Annotated in this window: 15 protein-coding genes; 4 read left to right on the top strand and 11 right to left on the bottom strand. The window is 66.0% G+C overall.

The genetic code is table 11. The features are described from left to right. Window positions 1-727: 727 nt before the first annotated feature. The 4 genes from VFG40_RS12075 (at window position 728) to VFG40_RS12060 (ending at window position 5,165) form a co-directional block, all read left to right on the top strand. Complete coding sequence (locus VFG40_RS12075; RefSeq protein WP_324897758.1) at window positions 728-1,348, top strand: XrtA/PEP-CTERM system exopolysaccharide export protein; 621 nt, start codon at window positions 728-730, stop codon at window positions 1,346-1,348. A gap of 29 nt (window positions 1,349-1,377) precedes the next feature. Continuing rightward, window positions 1,378-2,928, top strand: a complete 1,551-nt coding sequence (locus VFG40_RS12070) for an XrtA system polysaccharide chain length determinant (protein WP_324897756.1) — start codon at window positions 1,378-1,380, stop codon at window positions 2,926-2,928. Further along, window positions 2,925-3,704 (top strand): CpsD/CapB family tyrosine-protein kinase, encoded by a 780-nt coding sequence (locus VFG40_RS12065; protein WP_324897754.1) that lies wholly within the window; start codon window positions 2,925-2,927, stop codon window positions 3,702-3,704. Before VFG40_RS12070 ends, VFG40_RS12065 begins: the two co-directional genes overlap by 4 nt. A gap of 135 nt (window positions 3,705-3,839) precedes the next feature. Beyond that, window positions 3,840-5,165: an outer membrane beta-barrel protein gene (locus VFG40_RS12060; protein ID WP_324897752.1), complete on the top strand. Its 1,326-nt coding sequence runs from the start codon at window positions 3,840-3,842 to the stop codon at window positions 5,163-5,165. A gap of 231 nt (window positions 5,166-5,396) precedes the next feature. On the opposite strand, the gene VFG40_RS12055 is transcribed toward VFG40_RS12060, so the two are convergent. The 11 genes from VFG40_RS12055 to VFG40_RS12005 form a co-directional block, all read right to left on the bottom strand. Then, entirely contained in the window at window positions 5,397-6,392 is a 996-nt protein-coding gene (locus VFG40_RS12055) for a polysaccharide deacetylase family protein (protein ID WP_324897750.1), read from the bottom strand. Window positions 6,393-6,406: 14 nt separating this feature from the next. After that, the gene (locus VFG40_RS12050) at window positions 6,407-7,531 is read right to left on the bottom strand and encodes a GNAT family N-acetyltransferase (protein ID WP_324897748.1); all 1,125 of its coding nucleotides are present in this window, start codon (window positions 7,529-7,531) and stop codon (window positions 6,407-6,409) included. A 79-nt stretch (window positions 7,532-7,610) separates the two neighbouring features. Continuing rightward, the gene (locus tag VFG40_RS12045; RefSeq protein ID WP_324897746.1) at window positions 7,611-8,684 is read right to left on the bottom strand and encodes a glycosyltransferase family 2 protein; all 1,074 of its coding nucleotides are present in this window, start codon (window positions 8,682-8,684) and stop codon (window positions 7,611-7,613) included. Between the two features lie 105 nt (window positions 8,685-8,789). Beyond that, complete coding sequence (locus VFG40_RS12040) at window positions 8,790-9,959, bottom strand: hypothetical protein (RefSeq protein ID WP_324897744.1); 1,170 nt, start codon at window positions 9,957-9,959, stop codon at window positions 8,790-8,792. Continuing rightward, window positions 9,956-11,128 carry a glycosyltransferase family 4 protein gene (locus VFG40_RS12035; protein WP_324897742.1) on the bottom strand — a complete coding sequence of 391 codons (1,173 nt, stop codon included), beginning with the start codon at window positions 11,126-11,128 and terminating at the stop codon, window positions 9,956-9,958. The genes VFG40_RS12040 and VFG40_RS12035 overlap by 4 nt, the downstream gene beginning before the upstream one ends. Then, window positions 11,125-11,766: a polysaccharide deacetylase family protein gene (locus VFG40_RS12030; protein WP_324897740.1), complete on the bottom strand. Its 642-nt coding sequence runs from the start codon at window positions 11,764-11,766 to the stop codon at window positions 11,125-11,127. Before VFG40_RS12030 ends, VFG40_RS12035 begins: the two co-directional genes overlap by 4 nt. Next, on the bottom strand, window positions 11,763-12,944 hold the full coding sequence (locus VFG40_RS12025) for a glycosyltransferase family 4 protein (RefSeq protein ID WP_324897738.1): 1,182 nt from the start codon (window positions 12,942-12,944) through the stop codon (window positions 11,763-11,765). The genes VFG40_RS12030 and VFG40_RS12025 overlap by 4 nt, the downstream gene beginning before the upstream one ends. Next, a complete protein-coding gene (locus tag VFG40_RS12020) occupies window positions 12,944-14,056 on the bottom strand; it encodes a glycosyltransferase (protein ID WP_324897736.1) in 1,113 nt (370 codons plus the stop codon). Before VFG40_RS12020 ends, VFG40_RS12025 begins: the two co-directional genes overlap by 1 nt. Beyond that, window positions 14,053-15,441, bottom strand: a complete 1,389-nt coding sequence (locus VFG40_RS12015) for a phenylacetate--CoA ligase family protein (RefSeq protein WP_324897734.1) — start codon at window positions 15,439-15,441, stop codon at window positions 14,053-14,055. The genes VFG40_RS12020 and VFG40_RS12015 overlap by 4 nt, the downstream gene beginning before the upstream one ends. Next, window positions 15,438-17,057 carry a flippase gene (locus tag VFG40_RS12010; protein ID WP_324897732.1) on the bottom strand — a complete coding sequence of 540 codons (1,620 nt, stop codon included), beginning with the start codon at window positions 17,055-17,057 and terminating at the stop codon, window positions 15,438-15,440. The genes VFG40_RS12015 and VFG40_RS12010 overlap by 4 nt, the downstream gene beginning before the upstream one ends. Continuing rightward, window positions 16,985-18,250 (bottom strand): O-antigen ligase family protein, encoded by a 1,266-nt coding sequence (locus VFG40_RS12005; RefSeq protein ID WP_324897730.1) that lies wholly within the window; start codon window positions 18,248-18,250, stop codon window positions 16,985-16,987. The genes VFG40_RS12010 and VFG40_RS12005 overlap by 73 nt, the downstream gene beginning before the upstream one ends. Between the last annotated feature and the right edge of the window lie 95 nt (window positions 18,251-18,345).

The following is an 18,345-nucleotide window of genomic DNA, read 5'->3' as shown; positions in this document are numbered from 1 at the left end:
ACGGCCTCGGAAATGCCGCCGCTGCCTCACCCCGTTGACAAAAAGGTGTCATCGCGCTGCCTATTCCTCAACGGGCTGCTCTGTTTGCATCAACGTCGTCGAGTCATTGATCTGTCGCGCTCGGAAGCAGTCCCGACAGCGGAGACTCACGGCCCTCTATGGCGATGACGCCCGACGGAGCCGATCAACGTGCCGATTTTTTGCTGTTGGTGGCGCCACCAACCAAATAGATGAACGGCTGCTCCACCTCCGAATCGGCCGTCACAAGCGGATAGTGACGAGCGACCGCTTAGGGTCAGAAGCCGCCGCCGTAGCGGCGAGCTGGCGGTGCTGCGTTTGCCTCAGCGCGAGGCGGGTATCTGTAGGTGCGATATCTCCGACGCCCCATTTCCCTTAGCACTAGTGCAACACAGGTGCTACACGACGGAAACTTGCCGTCCACAAAGCCTATGAAGGCTGACCTTTCAGGTTCTATCGGTCCAGTCCATCATCGGGGCGACGCAGACGCGCCAGAGGGTCGATGCCTCGGTAGAACAGGGGCTCAAGGGGCTTTGCATGGGCCTATGGTCGCCCAAAGGGGGCCATGCGCCTAGGCCGCCGCCGGCGCGCCCTCCCCGCAGCCACGGGCCCGGGCGAAGGCCCGGACAACGAAAAATCCTTGTGGAGAAGGTTTTAATTGGCGGTTAATATCTCATCCCCGGAATGTCAAGTGACATGGACCACACTTATGAAGATCTACCAGGCCGCCCTGCTGGCCCTGCTGGTTTCGCTGCTTGGCGCATGCGCCAGCTCGCCAGGTTCTTCCGCCGCGCCCGAGTTCAATCCAAATGCGCAGGCGATGGCGGTGTATCACATCGGTGTGGATGACCTTTTGCAGGTCTCGGTATGGAACAACCCCGACCTCAGCGTGAAGGTGCCGGTCCGCCCCGACGGCCGCATCACGGTACCGCTGATCGGCGACGTGGAAGCCGGCGGCAAGACGCCGGACGAAGTCTCCGCGGACATCCAGACGCAGCTGAAGGGGTTCATCCGCGATCCCCAGGTGGCGGTAATCGTCACCGAGCTGCGCAGTCACGAGTACCTGCTGCGCGTGCGCGTCACCGGTGCCGTGCGCTCGCCCGTTTCCATCCCCTATCACCAGGGCATGACGGTGCTCGATGCCGTGCTCGCCTCCGGCGGCATCACCGAGTTCGCCGCGCCTGACCGCACCGAGCTCTATCGCAAGACGAGCACCGGGACGAAGTCCTACTCCGTGCAGCTTGGCCACATCCTGCAGGACGGCCAGCTGGGCACGAACTACCCGGTTGAGCCGGGCGACGTCATCACCGTGCCGCAGCGATCTTTCTGAGTCGTCGAACACGGACGTGAGGGGACGTCATGACTGAAAACCAATCATCCTTGCTGGCCTTGCTGCCGGTACTTCTGACCGAGGCGCGGCGACGCCTCACCGCCATCATTCTCATTTTCGCGGTGATCGCGCTGTGCGCGTTGGCGCTGGGGCTGGCGTGGCCCAAGCGCTACGACGCATCGACCACGATCCTCGCGCAGGACAGCAGCATCATCACGCCGCTGATGGAGGGCGCGGCGGCGGCCACCGGCACCAAGAATCGGGCAGGTATCGCGCGCGACGTGATCTTCAGCCGCGACGTGATGAACCGGGTGCTCAACCGCGGCGGCTGGCTCGCCGAGCATCCCAGCCCGGCGGAGCAGAACCGCATCATCGACGGGATCAAGTCGCGCACCACGGTCAACATTTCCCATGGCAACCTGATCACCATCAGCTACCACGACAGTGACCCGCAGCGCGCATTCACGGTCACCAGCGAGTTCGGCAAGCTGTTCATCAGCGAGAGCCTGGCGTCGAAGCAGCGCGAGAGCCGCGACGCCTACGAGTTCATCGACAGCCAGGTGGAGGCGTATCGCCAGAAGCTCACCGCGGCGGAAAACAACATCAAGAAGTACCGCGAAGAGAACATCGACGCGCGGCCCGGCAGCGATGCCAGCACCAACGCGCGCATTGGCGAGCTCCGTTCGCAGGTGGAAAACGCCCGCATGGACCTGATGGAAAAGCGCTCGCAGGAGGCTTCGCTGAAGGCCCAGCTGTCGGGTGAATCCGAGGTCACCGCGGTGCAGACCACGGAAGGCGTATACCGCGCCCAGATGGCCGACCTGCAGGCCCAGCTGGACAAGCTGCTGCTGACCTACACCAACGAATACCCCGACGTGGTTCGCATTCGCCACCAGATCGCTGACCTGAAGAGCCAGCTCGACCGCGCCGCGGCAAGCAAGCAGCAGGCCCGGGCGGGTGGTGCGGCTGTCGCCATCGATGGCAACGCGCAGTTCAACCCGTTGTATCAGCAGATGAAGAGCCAACTGTCCGCGCTGCAGGCGGACATCGCGGCAAGCAACGCGCGCATGAACGCCAGCGAGTCCATGCTCAACGCCGAGCTCGATCGCGCCAAGCGCATTGCCGGGTCGGAAAACGTCACGGCGGAGCTCACGCGCGACTACGACGTCAACCGCGACGTCTACCAGGACCTGCTCAAGCGCCGCGAGAATGCCCGTGTGTCGATGAACCTCGATGCCACCCAGCAGGGCCTCACCTTCGTGGTGCAGGATCCGGCCGTGTTGCCGCTGAATCCTTCCGGCCTGCGCTTCCTGCATTTCGCCCTCGCGGGGTTCGTGCTGGCACTGGCGGTGCCGCTGGCCCTGGCGTTCGCGCTGGTCCACTTCGATCCACGCCTGCGTTCGGGCGAGGAGCTGGAGCGACTGACCGGGCTGGGCGTGCTCGCCGTCGTGCCCTACTTTCCCACGCCGATGGATCTGCGACGCCAACGCGTGCGCAACGGGCTGCTCGGTGCGGTTGCGGTTGGCGTGGTGCTGGCTTACATGCTCTCGGTATGGATCAACATGAGGGGTGCGCCATGACCAGTCACCCGCAGGAACCGGGCGACGCGGACTTCGTCGAGCTGAACGAGCTGTCGATCGATGCGCATCTGCCGCAGCGAACGTCCAGCAGCCAGTCCATCGCGCTCATGACCGAGACGCGCACGCTGGTCCCCAGGCAGCTGGAAGAGCGCCGCCTGATCCATCCGGAGCAGTCCGCGCGCAGCCAGGCCGACGTGTTCCGGGAAATCCGCACGCGCCTGCTCGAATTGGCAGGCCTGCAGAACTTCATCACCCTGGTGGTCGCGGTCAGCCCGCGCTCGGGCAGCAGTTTCGTCGCCCGCAACCTGGCTGCGGCGTTCGCGTTCGACCAGGCCAAGACCAGCCTGCTGATCGACTGCAATCTGCGTTATCCCGAGCAGCACAAGGTGCTGGGGGTGGATGATTCCCAAGGCGGCCTGATCGACTTCCTCGAGCAACCCTCCCGCGGCATCAAGTCGGTGATCTACCCGACCGTGATTCCCCACGTGCGCCTGATTCCTGTCGGTACGGCACGTGAGAATGTCGGCGAGTACTTCTCCTCGTTCCGGATGCGCGCGGTCATCGACTCGCTGCGCAGTCGCTACGACGACCGCTACATCTTCCTCGACGGCCCCGCGGCCAAGGATGCGCCGGATGCACGCATCCTGGCCGACCTGGCGGACTTCGTCGTGCTTGTCGCCGGCTACGGGCGCGACACGGCCAAGTCGATCTCACAGGCCGCCGCGAAGTTCGATTCGGCGAAGCTGGCCGGCGTCATCTTCAATCACGCGCCTTGAGACAGGCGCCCCTGAGCGCACCTGTGTCGAGTGGATCTGCGTGGACTGGACGCCGCTTGCGGCGCGCAAACGGAATGCTGGATACCGACGTATCAGGGGCACCACCAGAAGGTGCGATGCATCAGGGGAACGACCATGTTCAGCTCGACCAGGCTCGTCAGCGCGATCCTGCTGGCGCTCGCCACGCTGGCCGCCAGGGCCACGGAGATCGACTACACGCTATACAGCGGCGTGGAGCACAGCGACAATATCCGGTTAAGCAGCGACAACGCCAAGGGTGAAAGCTCGCTCCTGCCGGGGTTCAACTTCTCGCTGTTGCAGAATGGTGCCACCGTGCAGGCCAACATTGCCGGCGACATCCACTACCGCCGTTACCTGGGCGGCGACTACACCGACCAGACCCAGAGCTCGCTCGCCGGCCACGTGAACTGGGTGATGCTGCCGGGCCGGCTGGACCTGACCGCGGAGGACTTTGCCAGCGTACAGCCGGTGGACACGCTGGCCAGCAACGCCCCGGAAAACCTGCAGCAGACCAACGTCTACTCGCTTGGACCAACCCTGCATTTCCGCCTCGGCGAAACCCTCTCCGGCGAAGGGGAGCTCCGCTATATCAACAGCTACGCGCAGAAGACCAAGAGCTTCAATTCCCAGCGCGGCCAGGCGGCGCTGCGCATCCTCAAGAGCCTCAACGCGACCGACCAGCTTTCATTGAATGTCGAAACCCGGCGCGTGACCTTCTCCGAGCCACTGCAGGGCAACGCCGACTACAACGGCAGCGAGGCGTACGCGCGCTATGTCAGCAAGCTCAACCACGTCGACCTGGACGTGGCGTTGGGCTATTCCCAGGTTTCGCTCGACCGCGCCGCGTCGCGGAAAGCGTCCAGCCCGTTGGCACGCCTGATCGTCAACTGGCACGCCACCGAGCGCACGACCCTGGGCGTCACCGGCTCGCGCCAGTATTCGGACGCAGCGCAGGGCTTGATGCGGCAACCAGCGCAGAACATCAGCGGAAGTTCCGGCGCCACCGTCGGCGGCATCAACGGAGGCACCAACGCGGGCAACGCCGTGGTGAGCGCGCAGGTTTACGAAGAGCGTCGCGCGGAGCTCAACTATGCATTTCGCACCGAGCGACTGCTGCTCACTCTGGCGGCGCGCAATTCGAAGCTGGAGTACTCGGAAGACCCGACCTTCAACCAGACGGCGCGCGGTGGCAGCGTGGGCATCGACTATCGCCTGCAACCGACGCTGACGCTGTCCGCCTATTACGAGACCGAGCGGCGCACCTATCAGACGCTCGATCGAAAGGACCGCACCCGTCAGGTTCTGCTGACCCTGACCCGCCAGGTCAACGCGCATTGGAGCTGGCGTACCAGTCTCAGCCAGCAGACGCGCAGCAGCAACGCCGTGGGCCGGGGCTTTCATGAAAACCTGATCTACGTCGGGGTTGCCTACGCTCGCTGAGTACCTGCTCGACGTGCCCCATGCGATGGAGTGGAGCGCGAGCTCCGGCCGCTGCCCGCGAGCGGCCCGGGCATCGAGCGGCGAGAGCTGTTCGCTGGGCGTATTCGGATACACCGACCCAGAGGCCAAGAAGCTGCTCCCCATGCGAAATCTGTTGGCGCCGTAGCGAAGCGACAGCGGGTCCCCGGTTGCAAAGGCCCATTGTCCGCTTGCGCCTCGTATCGTCCTCCGTCAGGCGAAGATCCGCGGCAGGCTGAGGATGGAGCGGAACCAGCAGCCACCGATTTCCGGCTCGATGGCAACACGTCGGATATCGAGATCATCCCAGTCATCGAACGTCCTGTAGCCCCCGTAATAGCTGAAGGCACAGTCCATCCCCGCCTTCCGCAGCAGCTCGCGGGTCGTCCCGTCGAATGCGGCAAGACTCCCCACCGGATAACTGAAGCAGCGCGTCGGTTCTCCCAGCTCCTCGGCCAGACGGCCAGCGCAGGTCTGGATCTCGCTGCGCTGGCCCTCGTCCGTCATGCGCGACAGCACCGGGTGCGTCACGGTGTGGCCACCTATGGTCATCCCGGCAGCCTTCATCTCGCGGAGCATGTCCCAGTTCATCCAGAGCGCGCGGCCCTCGCCGGCAGGCGCCCGCCCTGTGCCAGCTGCGGCAGCAATGGCCTCGAGAAACGCTTCCGTTCGCTGCGATGCAATGGCCTTGTACGTTCGCAGAAGCGTGCGAATGGCGCCTTCGCGATCCGGCTCGTCGAACGCCACCGGCTTCTCGATCCATGGATCGAGCCGAAGCGGACCGGTGGCGCCGGTTCGCACCATCCACGCAATCTCGTCCCACCAGGGCAAGCTGGGCGTATCGATGTAGCCGGTGGAGACAAAGAAGGTCGCCGGAAGAGACTCGCGCGTCAGGATAGGAAACGCGACCTCGTAGTTGTCCCGATATCCATCATCGAAGGTCACCATGGCGTACCGCCCCCGTCCGCCCTTCACCACCTCGGGCAGGTCGGCCGGGCTGATGACATCCATTTCCCGCTTGAGAAAGCGAAGCTGCTCGCTGAAAGCCTCCGCGCTCGCACTCCACAGCCCGCGATCGTAAGGCGAGGCGGCCGCATCGCCGATGCGGTGGTAGTTCAAGGCGACCAGGCCCGACCAGGGCAGCATGCGCCGCGCGAGCTGACGCATCCCGGTTCGATCGAGCCACTTCGATGCCACATCCTTTTTCATCGCGATCCCCCTCCTCAGCGGCGCGTCATCACTCGCAGCACCTTCCGAACTGCGCGCCGGATAAAGCGCACCAGGCAATCGACCATGGTGCGCACACTGCCACGAAAGCAATGCAAGCTGATCAGCTCGCACCCCTCGCTCGTCAACGATTTCTTGTAGGCACTCTCGCCGCGCAGGAAGTCGTAACGCACCACCCCGCGATCGGCCAGTGCGCCCATCAGCAACAAGTTGGAAACCGTCCCCGGGCTGTAGATCGCTGTTCCTTCGACCGTGCCCACACCCGTCTGGTAGAGGTCGAACTTCGCCCCGGTGACGAAGCCGTAGAGCACCACGTAGGCCTCGTTGGCCAATGCCAGGCGTGCGAGCACGACCCGCCCGGTTCCCGACCAAGCGTCGATCAGGCGGCGGTTGAACTCGGTAAAGCGGGGCGCCGCAAAACACCCGGCTTTTCCTTCGGATGTCCACCTCGCCTGATGCAAGCGCACCAGGTCCTCGAAATAGGCGGCCGATTCATCGGGGGTGGCCAGTTGCATTTGCGCGCCGGCCTGCTCCACCTTGCGGATTTCCTGCCGCGCGCGCTTGCGCGTCTTGTAGGAGAGCTGCTGCAGGTAGGCCTCGAACCCCCCTTCGAGGTTCGCGACGGGACAGACGCCACGCGATGCCACCTTCATGCCTGGCGGCGCATTCCCGGCATATCGCAGCGGCGAGTCGCCCGGCAGGTCGAGAAGCTCCAGCGTATCCCAGCTCAGGCCGTTGACCGCTGCCCACGCTGCCTCGGCGCACGCGGCGCCCTCACCCGGAAGATGCAGGAGATCAAGGTAGTCCGGACACGTCTCTTCGTATTCCGCTTCTCCCGTTGAAAGAAACCGCAAGCAGCGCACTGCCATCGCGGCGCCCTTTCCACCGTCTACATAAAGCGGCAGCACGGCAGCCAGGGTCTCGCCGCGCCACAGCGTGATGATGCGAAGGCCGCCAAGGCCGTACGCGGGGCCATAGACCTCCCACCAGCAGCGCAGCCATTGGAAGTCCAGCGGCGTGGACGCCCGCGGGCTGGACCGATAAAGCGCGTCCCACGGCCCGCGCAATGCATCCCAGTCCGTCTCGTCCTCGACGACGCGCGTGGTGAGTCCATCGGTCATACGAGAGGGACCCGTGCACCGGGCGCATCGGGTGCGCGGCGCAACGATTCACCGGATGTGGCCGACGGTAACAGTCCTTTCATGGATGCCCGTGCCTTCGCCGCAGGGGCAGCTTGATCGCCTGATAACGATGCTTCAGCCAGGACCTGAGCCGGCTGGGGAGAAAGCAGGCCAGCCACAGCATCCACGCGCGCCCCTGTCCGCGACGGTGCCGGACGCTCAACCAAAGATGATGCCGGGCCGCAGGAATTTCGCCGGCCTCGAAACGCAGCTCGGCGATCCACAGATGGGCATCGGCCAGCGCGCTGTCGACCATGGTGCGTGGCAGGTGGATTTCGTCGCGGGCGCCCTCGATAAACGGCGAGATCGTGCGCAGGAAGTTGGTCGCGGTGTGGATACGATATTCGTCGCGGGTGAGCCGGTCCGGCATGCCGCGCTGGTACTGGATGGCCGGCAGATCGATAAAGCCGACGGGCCCGTAGCGGCATGTGCGCAGGTGGAAATCGTAGTCCTCGCCTGAAAAACGCAGCGTCTCGTCAAATGCCTTTACCTGCTCCAGCCGCTGTCTCCGCAAAAGCACGGTGGAGGTATGCACGAGGCTACCCATGATCATCTGCGAGAAGATCATGCCCATGCGCAACTGCGCGTCGCCGACAACCCCGAGCAGGTCAGGTGCCACTTCCCGCAGCGGCGCCGTCTGCGTGAACAGCTGGCCCTTGGCGAACAACGCATAGGCGCTGTACATGGTGCGGATATAGGCGGCGCTGAAGACCTTGCCGGAGGGATCGATCGCTTCCATGTCGGTCCACACCATGCCGAGTTCGGGAAACTGCTGCAGGCAGCGCAACTGCAACTCGAGCTTCCACGGCTGCCAGATGTCGTCCGAATCGAGCAGCGCGACGAAGTCGCCGCGGGCCTGTGCAAGGCCGAGATTGCGCGCCGCGGCGACGCCCCTGTTCTCCTGATACAGGTACCTGACGCGCGGATCGTCCGCATATCGGGTTGCGATGAGCTGGCGCGTGTCGTCGGTGGAACCGTCGTCGACGACCAGCACCTCGAGCTCACCGTGCGTCTGCGCCAGCGCGCTGTCCAGCGTCCTGGGCAGGCAGTAGGCGCGGTTGAAGGTGGGAACGATCACGCTTACCAGTGACATAGATTGAACCGATCACGGCCCCAGATGCCTGCACATGAAAGCCGGCCCCGCCCGGGAAACGGCCCAACAGCGGCTCCCGGCTGGCACCGACGCCCTTCCCCCTGCCTAAACCGCCGCGGATGACTTCGGCCGCGGCAGCCTGAAATCCCGATACGCGTTCGGATCACCCGACTTGCCCGCCTCCGCCGCCTTGATGATGTTGTAGACCTCGCGCGCGGTGACGTAATGCAGCACGTGGCGCTGGCCGTCGTTGTAGGCACTCTCCAGGTAGCTGTGCATGGCGTCGGCCGGCGTGCCCAGCAGCGTGTCCATGTCGCGCTCCTGGGTGCCGTGCGTATGCACCTTCACGAAGACCCATTCCGGCCGGCCCTCGACGTGGATTCCCGTGCGCACCCAGTGGTCGATGCGTTCGCGGGTGGGCGGGCAGGCGCGCCGCACGTCCGAATTCTCGATCCGCGGGATGACGCCGAAGCGACGGTCGCGCCAGTTCAGGCCCAGCGGCCCCTGCACGATCATCAGGTCACCGCTGGGCGTTCCTCCCACGCGCACCGGTTCGCCGGTGTTGTGCGATTTGGGACGGTGCGGATCATCCGTGGCGTAGTAGATCGCGTTGACCATCGCGGTCTGGGTGTCGCTGGGCGCCGAGGGCAAGGTGAAGTCGGCATAGCAGCCGAGCTCGCGCAGCAGGATCAACTCGTTGTTGATGCCGCACCAGCGCCCGTCGCCGCGTGAATTGTCCAGGCTCCAGTTGCCATGGATGAAGCCGAACGCCAGCTCGCCGGTGTCCGGATCCCGCGAAAGCGCACCGTGCCGCTCGTGCAGCAGGCGGTTGAAGCCACCGATGGTTTTGCGGAAGTTTTCCGGGGTGTCGTCGTCGTGGTGCAGGTGGATCTCTATTTCGCCGAAGCCGTCCGCGCAAAGGCTGGCGATCTTGTCCAGGTGCTCTTCCAGATACTCCTCTTCGGGATAGAAGAAGCTGTGCTGCGGTGCCCGCCCATCGGCATCGCGGTGGGCGCTGGCCATCTTCCGGTAATCGACGCACCAGCGATCCACGCGCGCGCGCTGGGTCGGAAGATCCACCTTCCCCCACGCCGGCTCGAAGTGATCGACGAAGCAGAACATCACGTGGACCGGCCCGCTCGCAGGCTTCGGTTGGCGACGCCGCAGGTAGCTGCCGAGCCAGATGTGCATGTGCCGCGCGCGCACCGCCCAGGCCAACACGACCAACGCCAGCAACATGCCGATGCCGGCCACCGCGAGCATCCAGGTGATCATGCGCGTGCTCCGGCCGCGGCGAGCGTGAGCAGCTGCTCGGCGTTGTTGCGCCACTGGCGCTCGCGCACGATGTAGTCGCGCGCCGCGCGCCCGACCCGCTCGCGCTGTTCCGGCTCACCCGCCAGCGCGAGCAGCCGGTCGATGCACGCCTGCGTGTTGCGCCGCTCGAACAGCCAGCCGGTGGCACCGTCGTCGACCACCTCGGCCACCGGCGCGTAGTCGGGCGCGACCATGGCCACGCCCATGGCCATGAATTCGAACAGCTTCATCGGTGATCCGTAGTGGTTGGAATCGGGAAGCACGGCGTAGTCCATGCAAGCCACCCAGCTGGCGATGTCCTTGTGGGGAACTCGGCCGGGCAGGTGCACCTGCGTCGAGAGCCCCGCCTGCTCGACCAGCGCACGCACCTCCGGCAGGGTCACGCCATCGCCCACCAGCACCAACGTCAGCTGCGGCGCCTGGTGCAACTGCGGCGCAATCGCCCGCACGAAGCCATCCACCCCGTGCCAGCGTGCGAACGAGCCGATGAAGCCGCAGGCCACGCGGCCCTCCAGTCCCCGCTGCCTGCGCAGGGCGGCGCGATCAAAGCGTGCCGGATCGAAATGCGCGATGTCGGCCGCGTTGGGTGAGATCACCGACGGCGCAATCGTGCCGTAGGCGGCCACTGCCTGGTCGCGGAAATAGCTGGAGATGAACACCAGCCCGGTGCAGTTGAGCATGCACCAGCGTTCGATGCGACGCGCCAGCGCCTTCATGTGCAAGGGTCGAACGCGCTCCACCAGCGCCGAATCGTTGACCTCCAGCACGATCGGGATGCGCCGCCTGCGCGCCAGCCAGATCGTGGCGAACAGGAACAGCGAATAGCGCTCGTAGATCATGTCCGGCTTCTGGGTGCGGATCACCTTGCCCATGCGCACCCAGGTCATCAGGTTGTAGCCGAGCTCCGCCAGCTCGAACAGCACGCCGGGCATCCTGGCCAACGCGGCGCCTACCCGGCTGCGGCCCTTCGGCGCCGCGCCGGATTCGGCCGGCGCCTGCTCCGGGTCCGCGCCCGGAAACGAGACGATGCCCACGCGATGGCCCAGCCCGCGCAGTGCATCGACGATGCCGCGGATGTGCACGCCTTCCACGTCGCGGCCGCGGGTTCGGTGGTGATAGATGATGTTCATGCACGATCCTGGGCGAGCGCATCGAAGGTCCAGCCGGCGGCGAGCCATTGCGGCAGCAACTGTTCGAGCGCGTCCACGGCGTGCTGGCTGTCGTCATGCATCAACACGATGTCGCCGGCCCGCGGCGGTTGGTGGCCAAGTCGCTCCACCAGCGTGGCGGCGTCGCTGGCGCGGTAGTCGAGGCTGTCGTAACACCAGTAGGCCACGCTGCGCCGCTCGCGCGCGAAGTGCCGCAGCAGTGACCACGACAGGTGGCCTTGCGGCGTGCGCACACGGTGCCGTGGGCATCCGTCTACCCCCTGCAATACGCGATCGGCTTGCGCGATCTCGCTCACCTGCGTCGCCAGATCCATCTGGCCGAACTGCGTGTGGCAGTGGGAGTGATTACCCAGCAGATGGCCCTCGTCCACGATGCGCCTGGCGATATCCGGGTGGCGCTCCACCCGCTGGCCCACCACGAAAAAACTCGCGCGCAGGCCATGACGGCGCAGCAGATCAAGCAGCTGCGGCGTGTGCTCCGGGTGGGGGCCGTCATCGAAGGTGAGATAGCGGCATGCGCCCGAACGCGGGCCATGCGTCTGCACCCACGCATCGGGCAGCAGGCCCAGCAGATGGTGCTTCTTCGGCGCGTACTTCATGACGGGAGATTGCCGGCAGGCGTGGACGAGTTGACCGCGTTTTCGAGTACGGCGCAGAGCTGGGCGATGTTGGCCTGCCAGCAGAATCCGCGGGCATGCGAGGCGATTCTGGCAGTGTCCCACGGTCGCTGGCTCGCCTGGACGAGCGCGTCGGCGATGCCCGGGATGTCCTGCGGCGTCACCAGGATGCCAGCGTGCTCGGGCACCACCTCGGGGATCCCGCCCACCCGCGTCGCCACCACCGGCACGCCGCAGGCCATCGACTCCAGCACCACATTGGGTACGCCTTCGTTGTGGCTGGGAAGGCAAAAGACATCGGCGGCGCGAAACCAGTCGGCCAGCTCCCCGTGCGCTACCGCACCTACCAGTTGCACCGATGTGGCGCAGCCAAGCGCCTGCGCCCGCGCCTGCAAGGCGGACCCGCACGGCCCCGCACCGACGAAGACCAGATGGGCCTTGGGCTGGCGCACGCGCGCCGCCGCGAAGGCCTCGAGCAGATCCATGCAGCCCTTGGTGTCCTTGAGATTTCCCACGAACAGCCACAGCGGACCGGGGATCGGCGGGAGCTTCAACCGTGCGCGCGCTTCGCACTGCGGACCCGGCGAGAAGCGACCGCCGTCCACGCCGTTGTAGATGACGTGCACACGCTGCGGATCCGCGCCGATCGCAATCGCCTTGTCCGCCAGTGCACGACTCACCGCCACCACCGCCTTCGCGCCGAGGAGCGCCTTGCGGATCTGCCGCCGCCGGGCGGGATCCTCGGCCTGCACATTGAGGTCGCTGCCGTGCACTTTCACCACGTACGGAAGACCGCGCCGGCGCGCCCACGCACCCGCGGCGGCGGCATCGGGATAGGCCCAGCTCACCAGCAGGCAGTCGTAGCGTTCGCGGCGCAGGCGTCGCCCCTTCTGCAGCCACAGGCAGATTCGCCAGAACAGCGCGTGCAGCGAGCGGCCGACCCGTGGCGGATAGACGAAGACGAACTCGTCCGTCGCCAGGCCGACCACTGCCGGGCTCGCCTGGGCAACGGGCGGCCGAAGCCGCTCAGGCAACGGCACCGCCGTGATCACCGAGACGTCGTGTTCGGCGCCCAACCGCTCGAACTGCTGTCGGTTGAACGCCCCGCGCAGCGGATCCCAACGTGTCGGGAAAAGATTGGTGAGGATCAGCAGGCGCATCAGACCGGTTCCAGCGGGCGATACAGGGATTCGTAGCGCGAGGCCATGGTGGCCAGCGAGCCGTTCACGCGCACCCAGTCCAGCGCGCCCCGGGCCAGCCGGCCCGCGGTATCGGGATCTTCCAGCAAGGAACTGATTGCCGAGGCCAGCGCTTCCGGATCGCCCGCAGGCACCAGCCGCCCGGTCTCGCCGTCTCGCACGATCTCGCGGGTGCCGCCGACATCCGTGGCCACCATCGGAAGACCGCTCGCCGCCGCCTCGAGCAGGGCCATCGAGTAGCCCTCGCTGACCGAGGACAGCACGAAGACATCCATGCCTTGCAGCAGTTCGCGCACGTCGTTGCGGTCACCGAGGAAGTACACGGCGGCCGCTACGCCCTCTGCCTTCGCATGCGCCCGCAGCATGAACAGCAGCTCGCCCTTCCCCGCCAGCACGAGCGCGGTACGCGGGTCACGCCGGTGCACCTGCGCAAACGCACTGATGAGGTTGCGCTGGTCCTTCGCCCAGTTGAGCCGGCCGACGGTCCCCACCACGCGGATGTCGTCGGCCACGCCCAAGGCGCGTCGAAGTGCGGCGCGACGACCGGCAGAGGCCGGCGTGAACAACTCGATGCGGATGCCGTTGGGCACCACCGTGCTGCGGGTCGGTGGCACCAGCCGGCGCGACAGTGCGTCGCGGCGCGCCGCGTCACACACCGTGGCGACCACGTCGGTGCCGCCCAGGGCCAGTCGGTACAGCCGGTCGCGGCGTGCGGACGGCGTACCGGCCCCCATGCCGTGCCGGGTGTTGATCACCCGCGGCACGCGCAGGCCGAAGGTCGCCAGCACCGCCTGGTAGTGGGCCGATGCATTGTGCGTGTGCATTACCTCGGTGCCATGGATTTTCACCGCGCGGCGCAAGCGCCGCAGCGCACGCAGGTCCGGGCCGCGTCGCTTGCCGCAGGCCACCAGCGTCACGCCGAGCGCCTCGAGCTCGCCGGCCAGGGCACCGGGCTCGAACACGCAGATCACCTGCACCTGGTGGCCCTGGGCAGACTGCAGCGCAACCAGGTCGAGCACCATCCGCTCCAGCCCGCCGCGATTGAGGTTCTCGACCACGTGGGAGATCTTCACGGCCGTTCCCCTGCAGTGCCCGCGGAACTCAACTCCGACACCGTGACGCGCAGCTTTCCGCTGGGCGTCAGTGCGATGTCGTCCACGAAGTGGCAGCGCAGCGTCACGCTGGCTCCCAGCACCTTGGCCACCTCGCGGCGGATGTAGGCGAGCGAGGCCTCGTTGAACTGCGCACCGCGCACAATGGAGAGATCCAGCGCATCGAGCTGGCGCTGCACCAGCTGGAATCGCTCCACGCCGGGCACGTCCTTGAGCATGTGGGGGAAGAATTCCCCCGGCAGCACGTGCCCGTCCGGCGTGCGGATGGCATCGAGCACGCGACCGTCCACGCGACTGATCAGCGGCAGGCCCCGTCCGCAGCCGCAGGCGCGCTGCGACGGCGTGGCAGCGTCGCCGTTGGCGTAGCGCAGCAACGGCATGCCGTAATTGAACAGGTCGGTGACCACCACCTCGCCGGGGCCGTTCTCTGCCAGCGGCGCGCCCAGTTCGACCAGCAGGTGGTCGGCGTTCACGTGCAGGCCGTTGCGCTGCTCGCACTCGGCGGCAATCAACATGAACTCGCGGCAGCCATAGGTGTTGAACACCGGACAGCCGAACGCCTGCTCGATGAGTTCGCGCTGAAACTCGTGCAGCGCTTCGGCGGCACCGATGATCGCGTGCGGGCTCGACACCCGGCGCCCGGTGTCGATCATCCAGCGGGCCAGCTTCACCAGGGGCCCGACGTAGCCGACGATGATGTCCGGCCGGTAGCGGTCGATCGCCCTGGCGTAGTCGGCCAGGTTGGTCTCGCTCATGGCGAAGCTGTTGAGCATGTGGCGCGCAAAGGCGGCGTTGTAGAGACGGTCTTTCAGCTGATGCGCACGGCTGGGCTGGCCCACCGCGCCACCCCACAGATACAGCGTGCGCCGACCCATGCGCGAGCCGGCCCAGCCGTAGCCGCGCCACATCACTGCGGTGCGGCGATCGTTGCTCTCCCGGTTGCAGCCGAAGCGCATGGGCTCACCGGTGGAACCGCCGGTGGACTTGTAGATCAGGCTGTCGCGGTGCGACATCGCCTTGAGGTCATCGAAGTTTTCGCGGATGTCGGCCTTGCTCAACCGTGGCAGGCGGGCGTAGTCGTCCAGCGTGCGAATCTCTTCGGGAGCGATGCCGAGTGCCTTCCAGGTCCGCTGGTAGTACGGCACCTCGCGGTGGCAATGGCCGATCAGGTCCTTGAGCCGCCGCCACTGCAAGGCCGCGATCTGCTCCGGGTCGAGCCACTGATCGCGCTCGTAGTCGGCGAGCCAGTCCAGCGTCCGCCGCCGACGCAGCCCGCTTTCGTAGGCGGGGAACAGCGCCCGGCGAAACAGCTGCTCGTACAGTCGCGAGATCGGGGGTGCGGTCATGACCATTTCTCGGCGCGGTTGCCGGCATGGCGCAGCAGCCGGGACAGCGGGCGCGGACGACTGCGTGCGAAGCGGGCATGCAGCTCCTGCAACTGCTCGATGTCCGCGGCGCTCCAGCAAGGCAGGCAGAGCGTTGCCACAGCGAACACCAAGGCAACGACGAGCCCCCCGAGGAACACCGTCAGCAGCGTCGGCAGATGCAGCAGCAGGACCGGAAGCGCGATCGTCGCCGTAAGCAGCGACGCGACCAGGATCGCGAACAGGCGGCGCCATTCCATCGAGACGCGCCCCACGCGAATGCCCGCGCCGATATACGCCGTGCTGCTCAGGATCGATACGGTCAATACCGCGGCGACCGCACCGTGCAGGCCGAAGCGATGGATCAGCGATGCGTCCAGCGAAAGCTTGAGCACGCCGAAAATCACCGTCATCAGCAAGACGGTCTGCTGCCTGTCGGCACTCACCAGCAGGCTGACCGCGCCCTGGTTGGTCGTGCTGATGGCACAGGCGAGGATGATCAGCGCGAACACGGGCGCGGCCTCGGCATAGGCGTGGCCATAGAGCAGTTCAATGACCGGCCCGGCGAAGCAGATGCCAAACACCGCCACCGGCGCGCACAGCAGCAGCAAATAGGTGGTGACGGCGGCAAACCGGCGGCCGGCCAGCTCCCGGCTCTGGCTCAGCGCCTTCGACATCATCGGAAGCAGCACCGCACCGAAGACGCCCGGCACCAGCAGCACCATGCCGGTGGCGAGCTGATAGGCGACCTTGAAGAAGCCCGCCGCGGCCGAGGTGGCATCCAGGTTCAGGAACAGGATCTCCACGTCGCTGGCGATGAAGAAATTGACCACGATGGTCACCGACACGATGCGCAGGTGCCGCCGGATGCGCTGCTTCTGTTCTAGCGAGAGCGAGGCCGCCGCGGGAAGGCCGGCAAGCAGTCGACGCACTTGCAGGTGCGATGCCAGCAGGAACAAGGCGCTGGAGGTCGCGTACACGATCAGGAACCAAAGCACCGTCCCCTTGAGCAGGATGGCGGCAATGACCAGCGCAAGATTGACCGGTGCGGCAAACACCGAGATACGTGCCGTGGCGTCGAAGGCTTCGAAACCCTTGGCGACGGCGACGTTGAACATGTAGGGCCCGCGCATGACGACGCCGAACATCAGGAGCGCGAATTCGCCCGCGCCCGGCGCGTCGATCCAGTGGGGCCGGGCGAGCAGCAGCAGAATCGAACCAACGATGACCACCAGGGCCATGTGCCATGTCTGTGCCGTCCGCATCTGGCGCAGCAGCGGCCAGATCAGCTCGGGCCGTTCGGCGCCGCGGAACTCCGCGATGAACTTGATCACGCCGGTGGTGATGCCCGAGTTGGTCAGCACGATCCCGATTGCGGCGAACCAGATGAACAGGCTGTAGATGCCGTAGCTCGCCGGTCCCAGGTGGCGGGCGATGAGGATCGCCGCCACCATGCCAAGGAAGTACTCGACGTAGATGCCGATCGAGGCAAGGGCGGTATTGCGCAAGGTGAGTCGACGATTGTTCATGCGCTGTGCAAAAGGACCGCCACGAGAAGGAAGAAGAACACGATCGACCCCAGCGCCGCGGGGATCCATACCCACCACGACGCCGCGAGACTGACGGCGCGCAAGCCGGGCAGCCGCTTGCGCGCGCCCACGTACTGACCCACCACGACGGCGATGACGAGGTAGAGAATGATGGTGTAACTGCGACTGAGGAAGAAGGCCGCCGCAAACATCCCGCACAGCGACAGCAGCAGCGTGGTGGCCAGTGCCTTCTCTGCCTTCGCGTCCGCCACGACGATGGCGTCGGCAGTGCCCGGCGGCTGATGGCGGACGATCGCCAGCATCAGCCAGAAGCTGTAGCCCACGAAAGCCAGCCACGTGATGTAACCGAACAATCCGGTCTCCGCCAGCACCAGCACGAACGAGTTGTGGGCGGTGAGGTAGTTGTAGTCGGTGAAATTGCCCGCACCCACGCCGAACAGCGGGTGCGAGGTGAACATGTGCAGACCCTCGTACCATGCGTCGACACGGCCCATCGCGGAGTCCTCGTCGGCATCCAGTTCCTGCATGCGCGAGGAAAGTAGCTTCATTACGCTCAGCCCGATGACGCCAAGCACGCCGGCGGTGATCATGCCGCGCCGCATCCAGACGTAGACGCCTCCCTCCACCAGCAGCGCCAGCATCGCGCCGCGTGAATTGGTCAGGTAGATGCCGTAGACCAGCAGCCCGGCACCGGCCAGCCAGAACTGCCGCATCAAGAAGCCGGACAGGCTGCGCAGGTAGATCGCCATCGGCAGGGCCGTGACGAACAGCAATCCCAAATCATTTGGATCGTTGAAGATGCCGACGTACTGGATGCGACCTCCCTCGGAGAGCGTCATGCCGGTCCAGCCCACGCCGTAGCGCGTCTGGTCGACGCCGTGCAGGGCAAGCACGCAGGCGCACAGCACGAGCACGCCCAGCGCCAGCCTTAGCTCCCGCCGACCCACCGACGTTGCTGTTGCAAGGATGAAGAACGCCACCACCACCGTGGAGAAATCGGAGAACTGCTCGATGGCACCGCCAATCCAGTGGTTGGCGATCTCGGACATCATCAGGGCCAGCAGGAACACCGGCAGCAGGTAGAAGTGCGGCGCGGCAAAGGTCTTGTGGCGCGAGCCCAGCCAGGTCACCAGCGCCAGCACCAGCACCAGCGGCAATAGGGGAACAGACGCCAGTCCGGCCAGGTAATCCTGTGGCCGGATGATGGTTAGCACGAGGTAGAAGAGGATCAGCGGGAGCATGGGTTCGCTTGCACGGAAGGAACCAGCGTCGCCGCCGCGGTTGAGCGGCGCTCATCCAGCACGGACTGGCCCGGCGCCCGGGCGCTTTCGCAGGC

This window comes from Dyella sp. (assembly GCF_035685805.1).
Taxonomy (GTDB): Bacteria; Pseudomonadota; Gammaproteobacteria; order Xanthomonadales; family Rhodanobacteraceae; genus Dyella_A.
The sequence above is the reverse complement of the archived record's forward strand: the minus strand, read 5'-3'. Positions and strand labels throughout refer to the sequence as shown.

Excerpts from the sequence above, each read along its gene's own strand:
- VFG40_RS12075 (WP_324897758.1), top strand. The coding sequence starts at position 728 with ATGAAGATCTACCAGGCCGCCCTGCTGGCCCTGCTGGTTTCGCTGCTT.
- VFG40_RS12070 (WP_324897756.1), top strand. The coding sequence starts at position 1,378 with ATGACTGAAAACCAATCATCCTTGCTGGCCTTGCTGCCGGTACTTCTG.
- VFG40_RS12065 (WP_324897754.1), top strand. The coding sequence starts at position 2,925 with ATGACCAGTCACCCGCAGGAACCGGGCGACGCGGACTTCGTCGAGCTG.
- VFG40_RS12060 (WP_324897752.1), top strand. The coding sequence starts at position 3,840 with ATGTTCAGCTCGACCAGGCTCGTCAGCGCGATCCTGCTGGCGCTCGCC.
- VFG40_RS12055 (WP_324897750.1), bottom strand. The coding sequence starts at position 6,392 with ATGAAAAAGGATGTGGCATCGAAGTGGCTCGATCGAACCGGGATGCGT.
- VFG40_RS12050 (WP_324897748.1), bottom strand. The coding sequence starts at position 7,531 with ATGACCGATGGACTCACCACGCGCGTCGTCGAGGACGAGACGGACTGG.
- VFG40_RS12045 (WP_324897746.1), bottom strand. The coding sequence starts at position 8,684 with ATGTCACTGGTAAGCGTGATCGTTCCCACCTTCAACCGCGCCTACTGC.
- VFG40_RS12040 (WP_324897744.1), bottom strand. The coding sequence starts at position 9,959 with ATGATCACCTGGATGCTCGCGGTGGCCGGCATCGGCATGTTGCTGGCG.
- VFG40_RS12035 (WP_324897742.1), bottom strand. The coding sequence starts at position 11,128 with ATGAACATCATCTATCACCACCGAACCCGCGGCCGCGACGTGGAAGGC.
- VFG40_RS12030 (WP_324897740.1), bottom strand. The coding sequence starts at position 11,766 with ATGAAGTACGCGCCGAAGAAGCACCATCTGCTGGGCCTGCTGCCCGAT.
- VFG40_RS12025 (WP_324897738.1), bottom strand. The coding sequence starts at position 12,944 with ATGCGCCTGCTGATCCTCACCAATCTTTTCCCGACACGTTGGGATCCG.
- VFG40_RS12015 (WP_324897734.1), bottom strand. The coding sequence starts at position 15,441 with ATGACCGCACCCCCGATCTCGCGACTGTACGAGCAGCTGTTTCGCCGG.
- VFG40_RS12010 (WP_324897732.1), bottom strand. The coding sequence starts at position 17,057 with ATGGATCCCCGCGGCGCTGGGGTCGATCGTGTTCTTCTTCCTTCTCGT.
- VFG40_RS12005 (WP_324897730.1), bottom strand. The coding sequence starts at position 18,250 with ATGCTCCCGCTGATCCTCTTCTACCTCGTGCTAACCATCATCCGGCCA.